Annotated in this window: 32 protein-coding genes; 10 read left to right on the top strand and 22 right to left on the bottom strand. The window is 34.3% G+C overall.

Going from position 1 to position 21784, the window contains the following annotated elements; genetic code table 11:
• Positions 1–33: 33 nt before the first annotated feature.
• Positions 34–642 (top strand): metallophosphatase domain-containing protein, encoded by a 609-nt coding sequence (locus CLV62_RS16385; RefSeq protein ID WP_110311857.1) that lies wholly within the window; start codon positions 34–36, stop codon positions 640–642.
• A 64-nt stretch (positions 643–706) separates the two neighbouring features.
• Here CLV62_RS16385 and CLV62_RS16380 read toward each other — a convergent pair whose 3' ends face one another.
• From CLV62_RS16380 to CLV62_RS16360, 5 genes are all read right to left on the bottom strand, one after another.
• Positions 707–1024 (bottom strand): HU family DNA-binding protein, encoded by a 318-nt coding sequence (locus CLV62_RS16380; protein ID WP_110311856.1) that lies wholly within the window; start codon positions 1022–1024, stop codon positions 707–709.
• Between the two features lie 195 nt (positions 1025–1219).
• Complete coding sequence (locus CLV62_RS16375; protein WP_110311855.1) at positions 1220–1549, bottom strand: DUF4406 domain-containing protein; 330 nt, start codon at positions 1547–1549, stop codon at positions 1220–1222.
• 35 nt (positions 1550–1584) lie between these two features.
• Positions 1585–1920 (bottom strand): hypothetical protein, encoded by a 336-nt coding sequence (locus CLV62_RS16370; RefSeq protein ID WP_110311854.1) that lies wholly within the window; start codon positions 1918–1920, stop codon positions 1585–1587.
• Between the two features lie 127 nt (positions 1921–2047).
• Positions 2048–3445 (bottom strand): hypothetical protein, encoded by a 1398-nt coding sequence (locus tag CLV62_RS16365; protein ID WP_110311853.1) that lies wholly within the window; start codon positions 3443–3445, stop codon positions 2048–2050.
• A 15-nt stretch (positions 3446–3460) separates the two neighbouring features.
• Positions 3461–4111: a DUF1643 domain-containing protein gene (locus CLV62_RS16360; protein ID WP_110311852.1), complete on the bottom strand. Its 651-nt coding sequence runs from the start codon at positions 4109–4111 to the stop codon at positions 3461–3463.
• Positions 4112–4203: 92 nt separating this feature from the next.
• On the opposite strand from CLV62_RS16360, the gene CLV62_RS16355 reads away from it, so the two are divergent.
• Positions 4204–4440 carry a helix-turn-helix transcriptional regulator gene (locus CLV62_RS16355; protein ID WP_110311851.1) on the top strand — a complete coding sequence of 79 codons (237 nt, stop codon included), beginning with the start codon at positions 4204–4206 and terminating at the stop codon, positions 4438–4440.
• Between the two features lie 150 nt (positions 4441–4590).
• Here the strand turns inward: CLV62_RS16355 and CLV62_RS16350 are convergent, their stop codons facing one another.
• The 17 genes from CLV62_RS16350 to CLV62_RS16270 all read right to left on the bottom strand — a co-directional run bounded on the left by CLV62_RS16350 (position 4591) and on the right by CLV62_RS16270 (position 17949).
• Complete coding sequence (locus CLV62_RS16350; RefSeq protein WP_110311850.1) at positions 4591–5289, bottom strand: metallophosphoesterase; 699 nt, start codon at positions 5287–5289, stop codon at positions 4591–4593.
• Positions 5286–6194: a helix-turn-helix transcriptional regulator gene (locus CLV62_RS16345; protein ID WP_110311849.1), complete on the bottom strand. Its 909-nt coding sequence runs from the start codon at positions 6192–6194 to the stop codon at positions 5286–5288. The genes CLV62_RS16350 and CLV62_RS16345 overlap by 4 nt, the downstream gene beginning before the upstream one ends.
• A gap of 140 nt (positions 6195–6334) precedes the next feature.
• Positions 6335–7342, bottom strand: a complete 1008-nt coding sequence (locus CLV62_RS16340; protein ID WP_110311848.1) for a hypothetical protein — start codon at positions 7340–7342, stop codon at positions 6335–6337.
• Positions 7343–7452: 110 nt separating this feature from the next.
• Entirely contained in the window at positions 7453–7797 is a 345-nt protein-coding gene (locus CLV62_RS16335) for a hypothetical protein (RefSeq protein WP_146212772.1), read from the bottom strand.
• A gap of 68 nt (positions 7798–7865) precedes the next feature.
• Entirely contained in the window at positions 7866–8195 is a 330-nt protein-coding gene (locus tag CLV62_RS16330; protein WP_110311846.1) for a hypothetical protein, read from the bottom strand.
• Positions 8196–8235: 40 nt separating this feature from the next.
• Positions 8236–9207, bottom strand: coding sequence for a DUF6371 domain-containing protein (locus CLV62_RS16325; RefSeq protein WP_146212771.1), 972 nt, complete (start codon positions 9205–9207; stop codon positions 8236–8238).
• Positions 9208–9306: 99 nt separating this feature from the next.
• A complete protein-coding gene (locus CLV62_RS16320) occupies positions 9307–10830 on the bottom strand; it encodes a DNA primase family protein (RefSeq protein ID WP_170120082.1) in 1524 nt (507 codons plus the stop codon).
• Positions 10831–10843: 13 nt separating this feature from the next.
• Positions 10844–11134 carry a helix-turn-helix domain-containing protein gene (locus tag CLV62_RS16315; protein ID WP_170120081.1) on the bottom strand — a complete coding sequence of 97 codons (291 nt, stop codon included), beginning with the start codon at positions 11132–11134 and terminating at the stop codon, positions 10844–10846.
• Positions 11135–11430: 296 nt separating this feature from the next.
• Positions 11431–12612, bottom strand: coding sequence for a hypothetical protein (locus CLV62_RS16310; protein ID WP_110311842.1), 1182 nt, complete (start codon positions 12610–12612; stop codon positions 11431–11433).
• Between the two features lie 10 nt (positions 12613–12622).
• Positions 12623–13075: a hypothetical protein gene (locus CLV62_RS16305; RefSeq protein ID WP_110311841.1), complete on the bottom strand. Its 453-nt coding sequence runs from the start codon at positions 13073–13075 to the stop codon at positions 12623–12625.
• Positions 13076–13258: 183 nt separating this feature from the next.
• A complete protein-coding gene (locus CLV62_RS16300; protein ID WP_110311840.1) occupies positions 13259–13585 on the bottom strand; it encodes a hypothetical protein in 327 nt (108 codons plus the stop codon).
• Positions 13586–13629: 44 nt separating this feature from the next.
• The gene (locus CLV62_RS16295) at positions 13630–14031 is read right to left on the bottom strand and encodes a hypothetical protein (RefSeq protein WP_110311839.1); all 402 of its coding nucleotides are present in this window, start codon (positions 14029–14031) and stop codon (positions 13630–13632) included.
• 1 nt (position 14032) lies between these two features.
• Positions 14033–14455 (bottom strand): hypothetical protein, encoded by a 423-nt coding sequence (locus tag CLV62_RS16290; RefSeq protein WP_110311838.1) that lies wholly within the window; start codon positions 14453–14455, stop codon positions 14033–14035.
• Between the two features lie 31 nt (positions 14456–14486).
• Entirely contained in the window at positions 14487–15197 is a 711-nt protein-coding gene (locus CLV62_RS16285) for a hypothetical protein (protein ID WP_110311837.1), read from the bottom strand.
• A gap of 470 nt (positions 15198–15667) precedes the next feature.
• A complete protein-coding gene (locus CLV62_RS16280) occupies positions 15668–16990 on the bottom strand; it encodes a site-specific integrase (protein WP_110311836.1) in 1323 nt (440 codons plus the stop codon).
• A 2-nt stretch (positions 16991–16992) separates the two neighbouring features.
• Positions 16993–17262, bottom strand: a complete 270-nt coding sequence (locus CLV62_RS16275; RefSeq protein ID WP_110311835.1) for a hypothetical protein — start codon at positions 17260–17262, stop codon at positions 16993–16995.
• A 6-nt stretch (positions 17263–17268) separates the two neighbouring features.
• Complete coding sequence (locus tag CLV62_RS16270; RefSeq protein WP_110311834.1) at positions 17269–17949, bottom strand: S24 family peptidase; 681 nt, start codon at positions 17947–17949, stop codon at positions 17269–17271.
• Positions 17950–18141: 192 nt separating this feature from the next.
• Here CLV62_RS16270 and CLV62_RS16265 point away from each other — a divergent pair, with 192 nt between their 5' ends.
• From CLV62_RS16265 to CLV62_RS16235, 8 genes are all read left to right on the top strand, one after another.
• A complete protein-coding gene (locus CLV62_RS16265) occupies positions 18142–18345 on the top strand; it encodes a hypothetical protein (protein ID WP_110311833.1) in 204 nt (67 codons plus the stop codon).
• Positions 18346–18348: 3 nt separating this feature from the next.
• The gene (locus tag CLV62_RS16260; protein ID WP_110311832.1) at positions 18349–18687 is read left to right on the top strand and encodes a helix-turn-helix transcriptional regulator; all 339 of its coding nucleotides are present in this window, start codon (positions 18349–18351) and stop codon (positions 18685–18687) included.
• A gap of 6 nt (positions 18688–18693) precedes the next feature.
• Positions 18694–18975 carry a helix-turn-helix domain-containing protein gene (locus CLV62_RS16255; protein ID WP_110311831.1) on the top strand — a complete coding sequence of 94 codons (282 nt, stop codon included), beginning with the start codon at positions 18694–18696 and terminating at the stop codon, positions 18973–18975.
• 2 nt (positions 18976–18977) lie between these two features.
• On the top strand, positions 18978–19334 hold the full coding sequence (locus CLV62_RS16250; protein WP_110311830.1) for a hypothetical protein: 357 nt from the start codon (positions 18978–18980) through the stop codon (positions 19332–19334).
• Between the two features lie 147 nt (positions 19335–19481).
• Positions 19482–19631: a hypothetical protein gene (locus CLV62_RS21760; protein WP_170120080.1), complete on the top strand. Its 150-nt coding sequence runs from the start codon at positions 19482–19484 to the stop codon at positions 19629–19631.
• A gap of 126 nt (positions 19632–19757) precedes the next feature.
• Complete coding sequence (locus CLV62_RS16245; protein ID WP_110311829.1) at positions 19758–20162, top strand: hypothetical protein; 405 nt, start codon at positions 19758–19760, stop codon at positions 20160–20162.
• Entirely contained in the window at positions 20162–21313 is a 1152-nt protein-coding gene (locus tag CLV62_RS16240; RefSeq protein WP_110311828.1) for a PD-(D/E)XK nuclease-like domain-containing protein, read from the top strand. Before CLV62_RS16245 ends, CLV62_RS16240 begins: the two co-directional genes overlap by 1 nt.
• A 167-nt stretch (positions 21314–21480) precedes the next feature.
• Complete coding sequence (locus CLV62_RS16235; protein WP_110311827.1) at positions 21481–21627, top strand: HNH endonuclease; 147 nt, start codon at positions 21481–21483, stop codon at positions 21625–21627.
• Positions 21628–21784: the final 157 nt, after the last annotated feature.

Here is a 21784-nt window from a genome sequence, read left to right as displayed (position 1 = left end):
TCCATTAGTTTTGTAGAATAAAAACTAGAAGTTATGAGAATATTATTCATGTCCGACACACATGGAAAGCACCATGAATTACAAAATCTGCCTCAAGCTGATATGCTTATTCATGCTGGCGACATAACTTGGGGTGGAACAGTAGAAGAAGTTACTGATTTTGTTGAATGGTTCGGTTCGTTAGATTACAAATATAAAATATTCATTGGTGGTAATCATGATTTTTGTTTGGAGGAGAAAGAGACAGAAACTATTCAACGCTTTTTACCCAAAAACTGCTTTTATCTCTGTAATAGTGGCGTAACCATTGAAAATATAAAAATATGGGGCATTCCATTTTTTCTTTCGGATGATATTAATGGATTTCTTCCTCAACAGATTGCCGAAATCCCATTTAACACTGATATTTTAATTACACACAACCCTCCATTGGGAATTTTAGATAAATCAACCTTGGGGGCAAATATGGGGGATGAAGATTTACAACAACGAGTTAAAAAAAACAAGCCCCAATATCATCTATTCGGACATATTCACGAGTGCTATGGTCTCCAAAAAGCTACTAGCACCACATTTATAAATGGTAGTGTATTAGACGAAAATTATAATTTGGTAAATGAGCCTATTGTCTTAGACTTATAGATATCAATAATTTTATCCCCGTTGTCTATAATAACAACGGGAAATTTCATATAAATATCTATTATTACCCTACTACTTTTTCGATTCTTGGTCTGCCTCTCTTCTTCTTTTGGACGAGAAGATTGTTTAAATAGACACTTGGTTTAAAGCGAACTACTTTCTTTGCTGGCAGTTCCAATGGTTGCATTGTTTGTGGGTGTATACTCATTCGGGCAGCCTTGTCCTTCACAGAGAACGTTCCAAACCCAAGAATGATAACATTGCCATTGTTCTGCATTTCTGCACTGATAGCCTCTATAATGGCTTCAAATGTCTTTCTCGTGTCGTTTTTGCTGATTCCTGTTATTTCAGAAACAGCATTCACTAACTCTTTTTTGTTCATGTCTTATTGATTTTAATTGATATTCAATAATATTTTCAAGAGTTATTCCGTTGGATTTCAATTAGACGAGTTGTCATATCTTTACATAAAAGCGTCATAGCCTTGAAGTCAGACTATGACGCTTCGTCATATTGATAATAATTGAGAGTCAGATGTTTATTTCATATTAATACCAATTCATTCACAGCTTACTTATTAAAGCTTAGTAATGACAGTAATGTCCATTTCGACAGCTATATAATGCTCTATTCGAGCCCCTTTGGATTGTTGCCAATTATTGAGCATAAAGATACCGTCACAACGCATCAGTCCTCCGATGTCCTCTAACATATGGTCTATCCAGCCTTTGGTATCTGGATCGTGGTTATTTTTCATAGGATTTACAGGAATATATCCTTTTTCCAATAACAAGGCTTCGGCTTCCTCGAAATTCCTCTTGGCTTCGCTTAAAGGTATGCCTGTTATTCGCCCTGATATATACACTGTTTTGATTTCTTTAGGTTCATAAACCTTTAACTTTCTCATATTCAATTTATTTAAATGATTATACAATTCTTTAATTATCTATCAGTTGGGCTATTTAGTATCAGATAACCACCCAAGTCTTGCGGTTCCCCAAGTTTCGGCAATTCGTCTATAATATCCCAAACAAGATTTCCTCCTAAAATGGATTGAGCTAATACGGCGATATTATAGAGTGGCTCTAATTCCAGTTTGGAATCTTTGCTACCCAAGAATAGCAGTTTGTTATTACCATTGGTAACTATTTGGGTACAGATAGGAATTACTTTCTGTATTCCGATGGCTGTTAGACGGGTATAGTCCAATGTTATAATCATTAAATCGCCTCTAATCATATCTATTATTTTGATTTTGAAGTAATTCTTATTTTCCATGTTGTTAATTAAATCCCAAAGATGCAACCTGTTATACGTCATTTTCTGTCGTTGTTACTGATTATTTGGCAAAAAAATAACCGTTACAACTGAATGTAACGGTCTTTGCTCTTTTAAAAGAAAATAATTAATTCAGTTCCATTAAGAAACCATTCATTGATTCGTTATCATTATAACTAAATTCTTGAAGTATTTCTGCATTACCTTTCGAATCGATAGTACCTATACATTGTTTTCTCTTTTCCCAATTATTTCCAATAAACGTAATTGGCTTACTATCTTTATATTTCCCAATTATTGCAGCAATTTTATAACCTTGTGCATCTTTTACTGTTTTTTGGGTCATTGTACTAAATTCGGTGATTATCAAGTCGCCATTACTCTTAGAATTAAATGATGCAGTTGAATTTGTAGCCATATTTGGGTATGAACCACCTTTGTATAAACCACCGCCATATTGAGGTTCTCCGCTTATAAATCCACTTATTAAATCATTAGAAATTTGTTTTAGATTATTGTAATCAAAAGATATCAATATTCCATTTTTGCCATCAGGCGTTCCAATATAAATTATTTGACTAGTTTTTGATGTATTAACAGATATTGGAGCTATTACGAAACCTATTGGTATATTTGGTGGTAATTCAAAATTTGATGAAAATCTTAGGTTTGGATTATCAAATTGATCACTAAAGCCATATTCGGCTGGATTTTCGCCACCAGAAAAATAAAATATTGAATATGTTGTAGTTCCATCAGAATTTTTCTTACTGCAAATTATATTGATAATATCGTCAACAACACTATAAACTGGAATGTAATTATCCCATCCTTTATATCGTTCCATTTCAGATAATTCGTTAACTTCATTCAATCGGAAACTTCCATATTTGTGTTGACCATTTACCATATGAACAAAATATGAGCCATTAGATAGAATTTTTACATCATCTGTATCTTTAAAAATTTGTTCTACATTATAAGATTGTAAGTCAATTTTCAATAATTCTGCAACAGCTTTTACATAACAATATCTTTCTTTATCATAGTAAGAAGTGTAATCGTTTGTGTTAATTAAATCTATTCCACTAATTGGGTCTTTTGGATTTAATATAACACCTGTATTTTTATTAACGATATAACTAATGTAATATGTAAATTTTTGATCTGGGTCATCAAGTGTACTATTTGTATTAATGATAATATACTCTTCATTTAAATTCGCCATTGCTTCTATTGCAATTACCGAAGTTGTATCTCCGCTTTCTGTAATCCAATTTACTGAAAGATTTTGATTTTCTTTTGTTACTTGTCGAAAATAGGTAGATGAACCAGATGATTTCAGCATTGATTTGGCAGAAGCTTTTTCCACTCCATAAATCAACTTGGCATCTTTAATATTCAGACCTACGATATTCCCCTTATTGTTCCCTTTACCGCCACCATTCGGGTCTTCATTCTCACTGTCGCTACAAGCCGTTAACAATAGGGCGAACAGCATCATTAATAAACTTAATTTCTTCATTTTTCTGTTGTTTAATTATTTCTGTTTGATTGATTCTTTTATTCTCTCATAGAGCGACTGCAATTGAGGTATAGCGTTAATATCTTTTAGTACTGCATCTTTGGGCATCACAAGAGGATGAGACGGATAACCTTTCTTTGTAACTCCATAAGCCTTGAATATGGTATGACTGGCATCAAATAAGCTTATTAAGCCTGTAATATTCCGCTCACTGTTTCCATAGAATAATTCCGAGAGAAAATTTCGCTTTTTATCATTCATTGTCGCTCCCCAAGCACACCACACATCAATATCTGAAAGTGTGCCTAGTAGAGCGGTAATAGATTTAATATTCTGGGCGTGTATATCCTTGTCATAGGTCATGTCTTTGTGCATATCTTCGGGATCAGTAGCCCTTTGCGGATAAACATTCAGCATATACCAAGAGCCATATTCTCCACTTTGTTTGGCATAATTCCGTACACGAGTAAGTGTTGGGTCTAAGTTCTCGGGCATTGCCGTACTTGGATTTATACCTATACAAATTAATGTTTTCTTTATTTCCATATTAAACATTTCACCAAGAATATACCTTACATCTGTTAGTTCATAATCGTATTGTAATCTGTACTTTGGTACTGATTCATACTCATATACCCAATTCCCTTTAGTCACTTTTTTTGCCATTATCTTAGTTATTATCTGACCCGTTTACTTAGTTTAACTAAGCACGAAGATAAAACCTTTTTGTTACTTTATCTTATATTTTTCAAGGTTTTATGAAATCAGAAGTTGATTTGTTCGTCATTAATAAGATTCGGGAGAAACGCAAGGAGCTCAATATATCCCAAAGGGGATTAGCTGAGATTCTTGGTTGCTCTGACGGTTTTATCGGACAAGTGGAATCTGAAAAATACAACATCAGATACAGCGTACATCAAGTCTATACTATAGCTAAATGGTTTGATTGTCCTGTTTCTGATCTTTTCCCACCTATTGATACCGATAACCCTTAAATCTTATTTTTGAGCAAATCTAAGATAGTGGCTACGACAAATTCGGTCGGTGCTCTGATATTATTTCTGATTTCTTTCATTTTAGGCAAAAAAATAACCGCTACATTGCTGTAACGGTCGCTGTTGATTCTTATATTTTCTTTTATACTATCATATATTCAGTATCTCTTCTTTTCCCGATTCAGTGTCTATGATTAAATACTGTTTCATTCCTGTATCTGTGAGTATGAATTTTCTATTTTTATCATGGACTATTTCTATCTGCCCTGATTCTAATCTATTATGTCCAATCACTTGAATATTATTTCCATAGGCTGAATCTCCAAGAGAAGCAGGACGTATCCACAGAGGACTTTGATAATCATTATCTCCGCTATTGTCTGAATTCGATTTACTTACATAATCAACAAACAAAGGATTCTCTTTAAATCTTTGATTAATTTCTGATTCACTGTTTATACCTTTCTTTTTCATCCAAACCGAACTAAGCCCAGCATGAGAGAACAGATAATTATCATATTGGGTAATTACTTGGAGCATCCCTCTTTCTATAAGGAAAGTAAGATAAGGCTTTACCAATTCGTAAGTTTTAGAGTTGAAGTCTACCTTCTCTCCTCCAACATATTGTAAATCATGATTCCCAATCAATAAATCCACCGATTGAAATTCCTCTTTAAATTCTACTATATGTTCCAAATTCTCTACTTGCTGGCTTGGAGAGGATTGTTCGTATTTGGCATCCAGATAGTCGCCCAAGAAGATGAATCTATCAACATTATCGTATTCTCTGTCAACGATTGTTTCCCACAAGGTAGAGCCATGTATGTCACTTATCACACAAATTTTCATTGGTCGTATTTTTTGAGGGTTTCCGCCAATCGTTCTTTTATCTTCTCTCGCAAGGATTGAGGAGACAGCACTTCTACATGTTCCCCATAGCTAAGTATCTTATTTTCTATTTCGGGATTGATAATGATTTGCAAGTTTACTACATCTTCGTTTATTTGTTGGCTTTTGTGTAATGGCAGGGCAGACAAATGATTTATCATTAATTGAGAGAACCGAAGTTGTACTTCTTCAATCGGAGCGTTGATATTTTGTTCTGGCTCATATACCAATCCAAAAACATTGTCGAACTTGCTTGCTGTTTCAGCTAATTGCCTCTCCCGTTCAAATCGGGTATTGGTAAGAGTCAGTTTGGAAATTCGGTCTAGTCCAAAAGTGCGGAATGCTCCTTTCTCTCTTATGTAGGCAAACAGATACCATCGCCCTGTAAATTCTTTCAGCAGATAGGGTTCTGCTATATAGGTTTTGTTGGTTTGCTTCTCATAATTAAGATGCTGATATTGGATTACAAGATTGCTTCGGATGGCTTGCAAGAGAGTACCCAAATGCTCAATTCCTTTAAATTCGGTATTGGGGCTGATGGATAGGTATTGCAAAATATCTTTCTTATCCTTTAGGCTTTGTAAAATAATATCAGAACTTTCGGATAGATTGATAAAGTAAAGTATCTTAGGTAGATCGAGAGAGCTATCGGTATTAATAAAATAACCGTTCTTTTCACTATCGTATATTATATCTACATCTAAATCCGCTCGTATAGAGGCTATATCCCGTTGCAAGGTTCGAGGGGTTATCAAGCAATCGTGAGCTTCAAGATACCTTCGAATGATTTCCATACTTGGAGTATCGCCCTGCATAATCCGCTTAATAATGAGGTAGTTTCTTCTTATATTATTCTTTGTTGCCATATTTACAATAGGTTTTCAAAAATCGTTCCGTACTGATAAAAGAGACTATTCCTCCGTAAGATTATTTGAAAGAAACGAAATATCAATTGCTTTGGCAAATATAAGATAATTGCTACGTCATTTTGTGTCGTGGTAGTAATTTATTCTTTTAGTTTCTCTCTAATACCTTCAATAATTGTGTCCGCATCATGATTTTGATTAAGGTAAGCCTGCATCATTGCCCGTATTTTTTTCATTTGTTTGCCCATCGCTCCTTTGGTCTTATCTTCATAAAGTTTCATGTCTTTGATTTCCTGTTCGATGCTCTTCAAATTGAAGTTGTGATAACGGATAATACACCATAGACCATAATCAACTATGTTATTAATTTGCATGGTATCGGATTGAGGAATGTTCGAAGTGAATATTTTGTCAAATTGGGTAAGGATGATATTCTTGGAAGCATTCATTACGGATTGATAGTCTGTATTCTCAATGCTTAATTCCTTTTGTATCTTACGTTTATTTTCAAGTTTGACCTCAAAACGGGTCTTACCTTGGAAATAATCAAGGATGGATGTTGAATTGTCTGTTTTATTCAAAAATGGCTTGTTTCGAGAAAGATTGATCTCTACTTCTTTATTATAAATGCTAATAGACTCCCGACAATCCTCGGCTTTGACATTTCTTGTAAAAAGGATTGCATCTGTATATCTGTACCATTTATATCTGCGATAGTCGCCTGTACATTGATTGAGCCTGTTTAGTATTTCGGCGGTCAGTTGTAAATCAATATCTTTAGTTACATGCAATTTATTGAAATAGCAATCATTGATTATGCTATTAATATCTAGTTGGCAGATACCGAGCATTTCGATATTGGACAGGCATTGTTTGAATGTCTGGTCAGATATTAGCAGTGGGTAATCATTAAGAAGCAATTTAGAGGAAAACTCAATAGTCATTCGATTAGAACGGTAGTTTGCTCTTATATTGAGCTCAAAGGGTGTAATATCTTTGTGCATTTGTGAGATGTATTCCATTGATATTGATTCTCCTGTTTTTATCTCTATATCATTTTTAAACAATTCGTCATTAGCATTCGAAATGTATTTTGTCTTAGTTACAAACCGAACCGTGTCTAATTTTAGAGGAGTAACTGATTTCATATCTTTTATAATATTTATCAGCGAGTTGCCTGATTGAATACCGAAACCCGATTTAATAAAAAGTAAAAGCTGGATTAGTTTAATCTAACCCAGCTCAACCCAGTTTTCACTTAATCATCGAAGTCATCAAACTCTAAAGAATTAATGTGATTGAAATAATCTTGCTCTATGAGGTATTGAGTCATCGAAATATCCGAATGTTCATACAGCGGTTTCTTTCTATTTTCCTTGATGGCTATAAGAGATTCCCGACAAGAGGAAAACCATGTTCGCTCTTCATCATCTGAATGATGCTCAACAAATAATACTTCTCCTTCTGGAAATGGCTCATTATAGCATCGCATTGATTCTAAGAGATGCTTGCTATATCCATCATTAGGAACTGAAATTTCATATAACCTATTCATCACATAATACTGTGGATTTTCTTCCTGATTATTTTTCTTGTTTTCCATAACTTCTTCTGTTTTTAAATTTTTTTTGTTCATAATTTGTAATTTAATTGTTATTGATTGATTTTTAATCACTTGTTATCTTCTCTTAAGTCCAAACACACCCACGGCTCCTTTCTGTTTTCCATAACAGCTATAAGAGATTCTCTACTAGTCGAAAACCAGAATCTAGCATTGTCTTCTATTTGATGAAATATTTCTCCATCAGGAAAAGGTGCTTTTAGATACTCTCCCATTTTATGCATGTTTAGACAGAATCCAAAATGGGCAACTGTAATTTTGTGGTCTTCCCCCATAACATAATATCGTGGAATTCTGTCCTTAGAACGCATTCTCTTTACACTCTTCTGCATCTTCTGACCGTTCAGAACTTCACTTACGCTCAATCTTCTTCCTCTCATCTTTCAATTTTTTTAAATATTAATACTAAATAGTTTTTTGTTATTTTCTCTTGTTTAATGATCTAGTGAAATAGTCGCACAGGTCTAAGCCTTGCTCTCTTTCTTCTTCAGTAGCGTTCTTCTCCAAAGTATCGTCAATGTGATAATATTTGAAGAATACTTCTTGTGCTATCCGATTCACTTTTGATTTCCAAATGGAGTAACAGCCTAAATCGGGGAAGAAAATCACTTTCCTGCTTTTGAGTACCTTGCACTTCTCTGCATTTAGATTCGATAATCCTCCTGTTGCCAAGCAAATCAATTTAGGATAAAGGACAGAGGCGATACATGCCGTTTTTTCGCTCTCAAATACTGCGTGAAGAGCATCTTCGTTTCCTTTTAGTTGATCCTCTCCGAAAAAGCACTGTACCATGTTGAAACTAGGGCTGATTCTCTGTTGTCTTTTGAGACTAGCGTGTACCCAATCGTAGTTGTAGCCTTCGCCCTTCAATCGCTTACCCATCTTACTGTCGTAACGCATCATCTTACCTGTACGAACATTCCCTTCAATATCAATCTGCCAAAAGACAACAGCATCTTCCATTTTATTTGAACCGCCCAAATGATACCTCTTAATGAGATTTTCAACAACCTCAATACCATACTTCGGGTTTTTACCTATAATGTTGTAGAGCCAACGGGTAAAGCTGTTTATGTGTCCATTATTCGCCATTGATTGAGCTACTAGTCCAGCATCAAGAAATGATGGTTCTTGTTGTACATTTTCCAGCTTCTTTATTCTTAGAGGTACTACTGAATAGGTGGTGTAATATTGTGGATTATCTTTCGCATAGTCTCTTGGTGGATAGTGGTAACCGCATTTAACTTCTCTATTGCATTTACCTACCGTATCAGCTACATACAGCATTGTTTGGTTATCGACATAACGCCTGAATTCTTTCTTTCCACATTGAGGGCAGATATGGATATACCCTCTTCCTCGTCTTTTGTCTAAAGTGTATCTGTAATTCATTTTGTTATTTTTTGAATTTTCGTTTTTAAACTTTAAAGGGTAGAAAAAACCGTCAAAACCGTCACCGACTTTCAAGAAGTGACGGTTCTGACAGATTTTCTAGGCTAGTGATCTTTTTTCAATGAACACCACTCTTGGTCGGGAACCATCTTTTTCAACTCTGATGTTTTTGCGTCGTAATTGCCTTGAAAACATGTTGCAGGAAAGAAGTTGCAAGCAATTGGCTTCACAATGCATCTTAAATTCATCATAGAGAGATTGTAGGGTTATACTGGCAGTCTGGGCTACAACATATCCTTTGGTTTCCAAAAAGTCAGTTGTTGGATTGGCTTCGCTGAAAAACTCTTTCTTAAATTTTTCAGACGCTTGGCATTCAGTAAATTTTCCGTTAGTCATCAGGCGTTTAATTCCCTCAACAGCAAGATTCATAATACCGCTATATTCTTCTGCTAGTTCTTCTGCTAAACGGATATTAATTTTTTCTTTGGCAACCTTTATCAGAAACAGAATAAGGTTGATACGTCTTTCGAAGCCATCAGTCAATTCAATATTTGTGTCTAAAAAGACGTTTGTATTATAGATTTGACAGGCATAATCTTTCATTTCAATGGCACTTCTGTAAATGTCCCTAGCTGGTATAGGCTCGTTTGAAGCCATTTTTTTGAATACATCAATATCCAGTTTATCGTTGATGTCGCTTCCATAATTCAGCAGCTTGTAGTTCAATTTCGCCCGACAGTAGTTTTTATTCTTGGTAACATCTTCCAAAGAATAATTGGTAACATTAGCCTCGCCTAAAAGACCCCTAACAATTTGGTATATAACCGATTTCCCGTTTAACCCATCTCCAATTAAGAAGAGAATTGCTTCTAATGGGATTTCATCCTTTACAAACGGACGACCTATATGTTCCATCAGAAGATATTGAGCTTCTTCGTCAGGTAGCATTTGATCCAAGAATGCTTTAAATTTTGGACAATCGGCTTTGGGGTCGTAGTCGTATGACAGGCAATACTTTAATCCGTCTTTAGCCCTGTGCTCACGGAATATTGTAGTGTTCTTACGGTGGTTGATAACCAATGTGCCATTCTGGAAATTGATATAAGAGGTATGTTTCTTTTTTTGATCTTTTTGGAAAGATGTTGATACCAATTGTTTGAATAACTTTTCTTTGGAACTAAAGAAGTTGGCTTCGGTATGGGATAATCCCATTTTCTCGGCAACCGTTCCTAAAAAGTTTTTGGCTTCTTCCGTACTTAATAACTGCCAAAATTTGCCATTGTACATAAGGATATACCCACCTTCACGAATAGTTATTTCCCTGTTGTGGAATTCGCAACACTCCAAAAGTTGATCTATGCAGACCACTACCTTATCGTCTATGTTGGCTTTTCCTTTCGGATTATCTGATAATCCGTTAAAGTCAACAGGCTTGATGCTATTTAGCATATCAGCACACAATTCTTCGGGTTTGGAATAGGTGGGTAATGGCATTACTTCCGCTTCTTGTTCAATTTGAGCGATACTTTCTGTTACGCTGGCTATCATATCTTTAGCTGTTTCCACGTTATTGTCTGAATTTATACTGTTTGCTGTATCTATTATGTTATTAGTCACTTCCATTTGTAAAACCTCCTTATGCATTTAGTTTGATTAATATTGAATCGATCTGTTCTTGTTTGAATAATGAGCGTCTACCACATTTATAGCACTCAATAATTCCGTAGTTTACATATCTGTGAAGCGTGGCATAAGAGATATGCAGATAGGCACAAACATCGGCTCTGGTAAGCATGGGCTCTTTTGTCGGTTTCTTACTCATTTTTTCTCTTTCCTTCAACTCTTCTTTAATAATGTCTCGTAAGCCCGAATTGAGTTTGTCTATCAATTCGTTTTCGTTACCTAGTATAAAAACTTCTTTTTTCATGTTCTTTTCAGTTTCTAATTTTACAATAATTTTAATATGAAGAGTTGCAACTTTCATGGTGCAAATTAAGGCTAAAATGCTCATTTTGAGGGTGTAGTTTTATTCCGAGAAATTGGGTAGTTTATTCCTATTTTTGGGGTAGTTTATTCTCGGATGTTTACGGATAATCTAATGTGATAGTATAATGTGTTGATATACAGAATAAAAAAAGGGCACACTCTGATAAGAGCATGCCCAAGCATATTTTACGGATATTTTTTTATTTTAAAGTATTTGCATATTTAAAAGTAGGATTTTTAAGGGTATTCTTCTTTTAGTTTTTGAATGAATCCTTCCTGTTCAGTAGTCAAAGGTTTGTCCAATTTGACAGGTCTATCTTTTAGAGCTTCTCTGATACTTTTGCGGATTAATGGATTTTCTTTATCTAATGTGGATAGCAGTCTTAATCCTTCAAGCCATACCTCTGAAAACCCTTGTCTATATCCCATATCCGCAGAGCGAAGATATTTTTCTGTTGTAGAAAGAGAAGTCCCAACCAATTCTTTTATAAAACCGACAAATGGATCTTCTGTCACCTTGATGTCCATTCCGTTTTTACATAAGGTCTTAAGAATATAGACTATAAGCTTTGTGTCCAGTTTACTTGTTGCAAGAGCATCTAACAAAGAGGTAGCCATATCAATGTATTTCTGCAATAGAATATACCAATTTATGAGGGTCTGATTTGTTAAGGTAGATAATAATGTCTCAGAATGGCTATTTTTACGATTGTTGATTACATATAGCTTACTTATCAATATAGAACGTAAATCTGTAAGCGACTTGCTATTGGCTGAAATGTCAGATTTTGCACAATCATACAGTGATTGATATACATCAGGACTTACCAAAAAATCAAAAAAGTCTTTTTCGTATTGTTTAGCTGTTATATATGGGTAAAGATCAATCCTAAACTGTCCTCCTAAGATTTTATTTTTACGCTCGGTTCCATTTATCTTATCAAATTTTGAGAGTTTCTCGTCTTGCTCTACTAAGTAATGATTCCGTAGTTCATCAATACAGGAAAGTCTATAAAAAATATCCGCATCAAAAAATACTTGACCATTGAATATATTGAATGAAGCTGTTATATCATCTTTATCTTGGTAGCTGTTGTTATCAATAAAATTTTCAATTTTTTCTTTTGCATAGTTTCCGATTTGCGATTTTATCATAAAAAAATCGGCTTTAGGATATTTTAATGCTACATCAAAACAATCAAGAGATATTTCTAAATACCCTAAAAACTCCCATATCCCTTTTAAGGGTATATTGATTTCTATTAGGGGAAAAGTTTCGCCTTTATATTTTACTATATTTTCAAAATCAAGTTCATCCTCTTCTTCGTTTACTTGATCGAACATCTTTTCTAATTCTCCTTTTTCGGGGTGATTGTATAGCTCACTTCTACGTTTGAACTCTTCAAAATCCATTGCCATAATTTTCCGTTTAATTGTCTAAGTGAATTTCTTTGTCTCTATTCAAATCTAATCGTTCTTTATCGCTCCAAAAATCAAAACAGTCTTTTATTCTGGCTGCTGAGAATTCTAACTTTTGTTTGATGCTTGGCGAAAGACTTTCACAGTTTAGAAGCTCTTTCAATTCATTTTCTTTTTCTGTACATAATTTGAAAAATCCGTTGCCTTGGTGCTCTTTGTTTGAATTAATCACAACAGCCGAAAGTAGAGGTCTCCCTTCTTGTAATTCAAAACAAGAAACATTAGATAGCATGGTTGACATCATTTCTACGTGTATATCATATTGCATCTCTAAGCCAAGATCAGCAATATTAGATAGAGCTTGATAAGCTACTGTGCGTTTGGCTGCTGCAAATTTAATAAGAGCCTTCCTTACCCTTTTCTCGGTAGGAGTTAATTGAATTTTTTCTTTTGAATGTTCCATCTGTTGTTATATTTTTATTTTTAATATTTGATAATCTATTTGTTATATTGTTGATTTATAGTTGATAGCCTTAAGGGACTTGAACTTCCCATTCAGAGACGATGCCAGAAAAGGCTTTTCAAATTAAATTCTCTTCGAGAGACCAACGGGGAGCCCAATTTGGGTGTTTTGAGAATATAAACATCATTGCTTTAATATGCCCTCATGCCAACACATCCATATCAACCATCTGTTAATAGCTTTGATCCCTGTTTCATTTATCCATGTGTATGTCTTTGTGCAATATTGAATACTGGCTTCTTCTATTTCTGTTGCAGATAGTTGGATATTAGGTTCTGTTATTTTATAGATATACTCATAGATTTGATTTTGAATAGTTTTAAACTCTTCTATGATTGTGCTGTAATTTTTAATATCGTTTATTTGGGCAAACTCTATGAATTTATACTCAGAATTACCCATTGACGATGAAAATAAATCTAACAACTGATTCTTATCTATATTTCTCATTTAGATTATTGTTTATTATAGGGGAAGGAGGGAGGGAGATATTCCTACATTTTCATCCTTTCAATATTTCCTAATAGTTTTGGTCGAAATCTCCAATAAAGCTTTTCTCCACATATCCAAGTAGATGATAAATCATTTATTTCACACTCAGTCCAATAAAAGAGACCATCTTCAATTATTATTGAGGCATCGTAAATAATATCGTCATAAGGATAGTAATTGAATTTAATCGCATCTTCAAATTTCAGTTCTAATACTGAGTTAGGGGAGAATTGTCGTTGAAATAGAATTGATACAGTCAATTTATTGTCAAATCCCATACTTAAGTTTTTCTCAACAAATGCTCTAGTAGATATGTGAAAATCTCTAATGCAGCTATCATGAAAGAAGCCATACAGTTCTAACACGCTATCAATATCAGATTGAGTCTTTATTTCTGTCCACATATTAGTCTTGTCTTAACGCAAATATTTTATCCAAGACTTTAGCTAATACCACTTCATTAAATTCTTCGTATATGGCAATATTCCGAACATTATACTTATCCATGTTGGGTTCGAGAACAATAAATTGATCTTCTTCTTTTTCAGCATCTTTCTTTCCTTCCCAAATCCAGCCAACAGATATGCTATTATTATTGGCTTCATTTATAGTATTGTCCTTAACAATGCCTATAGCTTTAATAGTTAATCCACTCGTAGGATTATATGATTTGATATACAGTATATCCCCGATTTTTATATGTCGGAATAGTTTGTGTAATTCTGGTGCATCTTTATCCGTCCAACTAAGGAATGCAACCTTATCCTTTATGAAAGAATCAAATACATCTTTTTTCTCAAATGTTGCCCCTATCCCATATACAGCCATAGTAATTTACGATTTGTTAATTCAGTGTTATTCATTTTGTGTAATAATAGGTTCTAGTCAACCCATAACCTGTAGATTTTTGATTTTCTTCACCCCACTTATCAAAATCAAGATGTCCTAATTCTTTCCACTCAATATAATTGCGTACAAGTTCTAAATCTTCTTCTAAGGCTTTTTCCAATCTTAGTTTAACCTTACCATCGTTGAGTAGATTTATTTGTTCTTTTATCTTGTTTGAGAGTAGAATATCTTCGTATGGGTCTCCAATATAATAATCAGGTAAATGATGTACAGAATAATATATTTGATAACTCCACCAAGAAATAATAGTGCTTCTTGCCATGTCATCAAGTGGATTCAATTCTAATGCTTTAAATAGATGATCCTCACTTTTATAATATTTTCCATACCACCTAAAAGGTCTGTTATCTTCGTTTTCTAAAGCACACCATTCTTCAAGTGTTGGTTTTATAACTTTTTCACTTAGAGGTTGAGGAAAACCGCCATAGTCAGCATCTTGCACCGTTTCAAAATATGGAAAGATATAGCTAACAAATTCTATTCGTTGAGTTAATACCCATTTTTGAGCATCCTTTATAAAAGTGTTAAGATGTTCGAAAGCCGTCTTTCTTAAGCCTTTTTCTCTGTCAGAACAATAATTAGCATATTCAGCCCATTCAACTTTCTCTTTCGTTGAATTGGCTAGTATTAGTAATGCTTCATTCTGACTATTCGCTATCATTGGCTGATAAGTGATTAATGTATGTTTTAACAAAAGTAATACTAATTTGGATAAATGTACAGAATATGGTTTGATTATTGTATCGGGCTCATAGCTGGGCTCTCAATTGGAACCCGAGCCCACTTAATTGCGGTATATCAGTTGAGGTTCAAAGTGGGATTTTAGTACTTATTTCGGGAAAGAAGATTAGATATAAAGTTGCATATAATCAGCTATGAATGTGCCATTTGGATAGTATTATGAGCTCTCAGCCATTGGGACCCGATTTGGAACCCCGTAAAAAATAAGCCCCTGTAAGTTATTGTCTTACAGGGGCTTTTGACACGTATTTGAGGTTCCTGGCGTACCACAAGTTTTTTAATGTTGGTTATGTAATAGATTAACATATATAAATTTATATATTGCATTACAATTGGTTGTAGGTATATTGATGTAACCGAAAGCAAAACATATTAAAAGTATTCAGACCATTATTCAGACCTTTTATCATTTTCTTTCTCATTTATTTTAGACATCATTATTTCTGCATTTTCTTCTTTAGATACCTTTATATATTTCAAAAAAGTAGCTTCTGATGTGTGTCCTGTAATTTTCATTATCTCAAGTGGAACATATCCCATTTTGAACAGATTGGTTGCACAGCTTCTCCTGGCCGTATGAGTTTTTATCAGATCATGCTTCTTGTATAAAGTCTCTATCATTTTGCCCCCTTTTTTTTCAGCAATGATAATATCTCCTGTTATTCCGGCCCTTTTGCCAACCTCTTTAATTTGTTCATTCAAATCTTGCTCATAAGCTTTAGGGCTGTGATAATTGTATTTTTTTAAAAGAATATCAAGCTCCGGGAAAAGGAAAGGGATAATAACTCGTTGTTTAGTCTTCTTAGTCACAATATCTATGACTTTCGTTCCGTTGGAGGTTGATTTTATATGTTCCGGGCGAAATCTTGAATAGTCAGAGAAACGTTGTCCCGTGTAGCAGCCTATAAGAAATAGATCCCTGGCTCTTTCTCTAACTTTGTCGTTAGAAAGATCAAGATCGTACATTGCTTTTAATTCATCGACTCTTAAGTATATATTATCAACATCCTCCATATTAGCTTTGAAATCTTCATCTTTGAAAATTTCATTTGTATGAAAGCTCTCCTTATATGCTACTTTCATAACAAATTTCAATGACTTAATTGCTCTGCCAATAGTATTTTGTTTATAATTCTTAGAGTGGCAATATGTAATGAATTTAGTATAGAAATCGTTGGAAACACTATCAAATGCAAGTTGACCCCATATGTCGCCAAAAGATGCTATTTGATTTTTGCATACACTATGCATTTTAATTGTTCCGGGAGTGTAGACGGTCCCTTTGTCAGTTAAGAAAGTTCCGTTGCTCATACGCTCGATCAGATTATCATAATAATCAGTTATGATTGCAGGAGGAATAGGTTCATCTTCTTTCTTTCGTCCTAAAAATTCAGAAAGTTTATCTTTGATTATTTCAAGGGATATAGTTTTGTCTCTTTTCAGATCGAGAACTAAATCTCTTATAAAGTAATCGATCTCATCAAGATGAAGTGATATATATTGCAATTCTTTCAAGACAAGAGGATGCAGATTCCTTAATGTTTTTCGGTCAGTGGTTGGCCTTTGATTGTCCTTATCCCAAAGTATAGGTATTATCTTGTCACCTGTATCTACTTTTAACTCTTTGTACTTATATCGAATATTTACACGAATATATGTCGGTTCAATAGAGTTCGGTTCTCGGATTGTGTATTTTGGTTCAAGTCCAGCCATATCTATTTAGAAATTACAGATCCTTTCCCAAGCATTATCCATTCTACTGAAACATTGAACTTTTGAATAAGCAGTAATATATTCGTTATCGTTGGTTCGCTTGTGGAGCTCTCAGATTCCATTCTGTTTAAATTACTCGCACCGGCTAATCCAACAGCTTCACAAAACTCTTTCTTTGTCTTAACAAGCTTCAGATACCTCAGTTCGTTGAAAGAATCAACAAACCTCTTAGTTACTTCTCTGGATTCTTTAATTGTTGCTTTTGGCGGCATAGTTATTTATAATTGATCTCTTCTTAATTTTCCTGCAACTTTATAAAGATGTTTTATATCATCTATATAAATATCCCGATCAGGGTATTTTCTCCTACCATCGGGATTAATCTCTGTATTGAAAGATGTCATAGTGATATATTCATCTCCTTTATTGCTTTCGTAGACGTTCTTTATATACCTATCTTCGTTTGTAATAATAATATAGCATTGTCCGAAATCAAAGTCATTACGTCCTTCTATTGGTCTAACAAATATTATATCTCCCGATTTAAACTTGTCATACATGCTATCTCCGTAAACGGTAATTCCATAGCATCCATCAAACTTCGGGATACTTACCCATTCAACAACTTTATTTTCATCACCCTCTAATCCTATGCCATGACCGGCACATACGCGAATGTCAAGTATTGGTTGTCCTTGATTATAGTTGTTGATGATTAGCTCAGTGGATTCATTTTTTTCGGATAGCATCTCGCCTTCTCCTGTAAGAAGCCATCCTTTATTTAGTTCAGGAAATACAGATAATATCTTACTTAGCATAGCTTGACTAATTGACTTTGTTTTTCCTTTTTGTATATCGTAGATTGCTTGAGGTCTCTCCAAGCCTATCTTTTCTGAAAAAGACTTGGCGTTTAATCTGCTGTATTTTAATATTTTGTTTAGTATTTCCCTAGCTTCCATATTATAGAAAATGTTAAATCTGTACTAAATACAGAAAATATCTGTTCGACATATTTTAAATACAGAAAATATCTGTATATTTGTTGCATCGTATAAATATAATGTATTTCAAATACATTTTTGATACAAAGTAAAACAAACAAATATATATAAAAAATAACTCAAAAGGAGTATTAAACAACTAGAAAGATTATGGCAGACTCGAAGAAACAACTAGGCTCCGGATATATCGAAGCAGCTTGCAAAGAACTTGGATTGACAAGAGGTGTGTATTACAATGCTATTAAGAATCAAGAAGAGGGTAAACCATTATCCAAAGATCAGGTTGCTGTGTTATTCAGGCTCAAAGAAATGAAAGATGAAGACACTATAAAACTGAAAAGCCTCAATCAATAAGTGATGCAGTTCACTCAGAGAGAACATGATGTTCTAAAGTTTACAGCACACGGATATACTCCGGATGAAATAGGAGACTTTCTCGGAATAACAAGAGAAACCGTTCGGAAAATAACGTGCAACATTAAGCTAAAGGCAAAGCTTCAAAAATCTACTGAATTAGCTGCTTATTACTGGTGTAAATACTTTGGAACGAGCCTAGAAGATCAGAGGAGACAATTGATATCGGCAATATTCGCTTTCATCATCATTTTGTCCATTCCTATTGATTTTGACAATGACAGAAACAGGATCAGTTACAGAAGATCTGAAACAGGATATAGAGCAAGAAAAGATACATAAAAGCATATGGCAGAAGCAGTATTAATGGTTACGATGACAGTATCAGAGCTCCAATCAATGATTAAGAGTGCTGTTAATGAGGTTATACAAAAAGAATTTGCACCCTTAAGAAAGCAATTTGAAGATAGACTTATAACCGCTGATGAAACCGCCACTAAATTACAAGTGACCCGTGTAACATTGTATAATCTTGAAAAACGGGGACATCTATTGCCTATACGAGTTGGAAGTAAAGTAATGTACAGTGAAAGTGCTATAACAGTGTATTTAATGTCAAAAAATAAATAATCATGGCAAAACAAACAATTAACTGTGAAGTGACAGAATCGCAAATGAATGATATCATTCAATCAATCTCAGATTATATGTATAATACTGATCTTGAAGATTTAAGCTATCAAGAGGTTGTAGACGGTGTAAGGGTCTATGTAGATTTTTCAGTTGGATTTGGAGAGGTCACTATAAAAATTGCTGAAATTCAAGAGTATCATTATCAATTAACCTATGAAAGAGATTCTTTCGTCTTAAAATGCAAGCTTGAAGACGAGGTGATGAATCACTTCAATGAATATCTAAAAGATTCAAGATTGCAAGCTCAGGAAATACGCAGAGATCAAGTCGAATCACTTTTAAATTACGCCATATGAAACTTGAAGATAAACTTAAAGAGATCCACGAATTACAAGAAGAAATCGATCAATACGAAGTCGATTCTTACAAAAAATAGCAAAAATCTATTCTTGGATAATCGGAATTGTATTTGGAGTAGCAATCAGTTTTATACTTTATATATCATGAAAAAACAAACTAGAAACAGGATAGAAATAATTATCCTCTCCCTTATCGCTTTAGCTGGCTTTATATATGTGAACAGTCAGGAGGCGAAATTAGACAGACAAATACAAGAGTTAAGAAGTGACTATTATGATTACATGATAGAATAAAAAAAACAGGCGTATCATCACGACAAACCTGTTTTAACCAATTAAACATCGATTATGAATCGACATTCAATCACAAAAGTATGATTTTTTATTAAAACCTGTATTCACCAATTAAACATCAAAATTATGTCAGACAAAAAAGAAACAACAGAGATCTCACAACTCGCAGGAACAGAAGTTAGATTTTGGATTCCCAACACAGAAGAGTTAGGTGTGTTAGAAGGATTAGATCCAAAACGCTCGTTAACATTGAAGTATAAAACTCAGGACGATTGGGCAGCTATCAAAGGTCAACCGATCAGAGCCTACTACATGGGTATTCGTGAAATTCCCAATGAAGATGGCGAATTGATTAAATGTGGAGTGTTTGTGACTGCTACCGAAAACTTCATATCCGGTCAAAAGGTGTTAGTAGAAGCAATATCTTCTTTGGATTCTAAAACACCTGTAGAAATTACATATTTGGATAAATCCAAGAATAAATCTACAGACGGTTCAACTATGAGGTTTGAAGTTAAGGTTCTGGGATAATGGATATCAGAGACCTTTTAGATGATGAGGATTTGGATGGCTTGGATTTTTCAAGCCTCCAAACTCTTAACAGAATGCAAAACATCTCAGCAGGAATTGAACTTGACTATGATAAAGGTTCTTATCCTCCACTTGAAACGATGTTGGATTTTATCCGGGTTAACTGGGATAAAAAGTCTGTAAATATTGATCCCGAATCATTATCCGTAAATGGTATATGCGTACAAGATGATATGCAGACGTATCTCGATTCACCTTGTATAAGTTCAGGTAATAAGAAAGAAGCCCTCAAAAGCCCACTCGCATTTCTAGTCAATTATGAAGAAAAGCTACCTGCTAAAAGTGGAAAGCATTTCGAACTTGGAACATTTGCACATCTGGCATTTTTAGAGCCATCATTGTTTGAAAAAGTTATTGTTGCTCCTGATTGCAACTTGGTTTACAAAGAAGGTGTAATTCAGATGATCAACTTCTATAGGGAATTGGAAGGAAAAGAAAATGCAGTATTCTCAAAGGACCGTAAAATAGATGATCTAAGAAAGATACTTCAAGCTTATCAAGACAGATGCAACCATCAGATAATACAGCCCGAACATAAGGTGATTATCGACCTGATCAAGCATCACTATTACACATACGGTAATGGTATAATATCTAGGATTCTCAAAGGTGCTTTAGTGGAAGTCTCGATGTATGGAAAAGAGACCAACGGATTAGATGTAAGGATCCGTCCTGATGCGATCAATCTAAAAGAGAATATTGGCGTTGACGCAATAATCTCATTCAAGACATCCAGAGCAGATACACTGAGTAAGTTTTATTACGATTGTGCCAAACTGCAATATGAAGTATCAGAAGGTATGTATCAGGATGTTGCTACTTCTGTAACAGGACGCAACTTCAATGTAACCATTATGATTATGCTTCAAACAGTACCTCCTTATCAGCCGGCTGTAATCTGGTGGGATCCTGATGATATTGAAATCGGAAAGTACAAATCAAACCTGGCATCCAGTATTATTCTCGAAAGTATGGAAAATAAATATTATCCGGGATTCGACATAAAAGCAGAATCAGGTAATTATGGAATAATTAAAGGAAAATTACCATTGTGGGCAGGTAAAGAAGAATTACCCACAGCTTCAGAATAACCAATTAAACGTCAAAATCATGGCAAAGAAACCAAAACAAGAAGAACCAGTATCAGAATCAATTCAAAAACTAATCGTATTCAGATTACCGGAAACAGCTCCAGAATAATCCTTATTGGGAGTCGGTAAAACGTAAAGTAAGGCTTCGGGATGGACATTGTTGTCAAATGTGTGGTAAAGATTTCAATTTAGAAATACACCATAAAACATATCGCTTGAATGGAATTTCCATCATTGGAAAAGAACTTGATCATCTCGATTGCCTTATTCTTCTATGTGAGGATTGTCATCAAAAAGAACACAAAAATAAATAAAACCAATTAAACATATCATTATGAATCAAGTTGAAATAAACAAGCTATTAGATAGTCACTGGGATGTACGCAGCAGTGCTGCATCGAATCCGAATACTCCTGTTGAGGTATTGACTGTATTGTCGAAAGATAGTCACTGGGATGTACGCAGACGTGC

The sequence above is a fragment of the Indolivaga alginatilytica genome, assembly GCF_003201355.1.
GTDB lineage: Bacteria > Bacteroidota > Bacteroidia > Bacteroidales > Dysgonomonadaceae > Dysgonomonas_A > Dysgonomonas_A alginatilytica.
The sequence above is the reverse complement of the archived record's forward strand: the minus strand, read 5'-3'. Positions and strand labels throughout refer to the sequence as shown.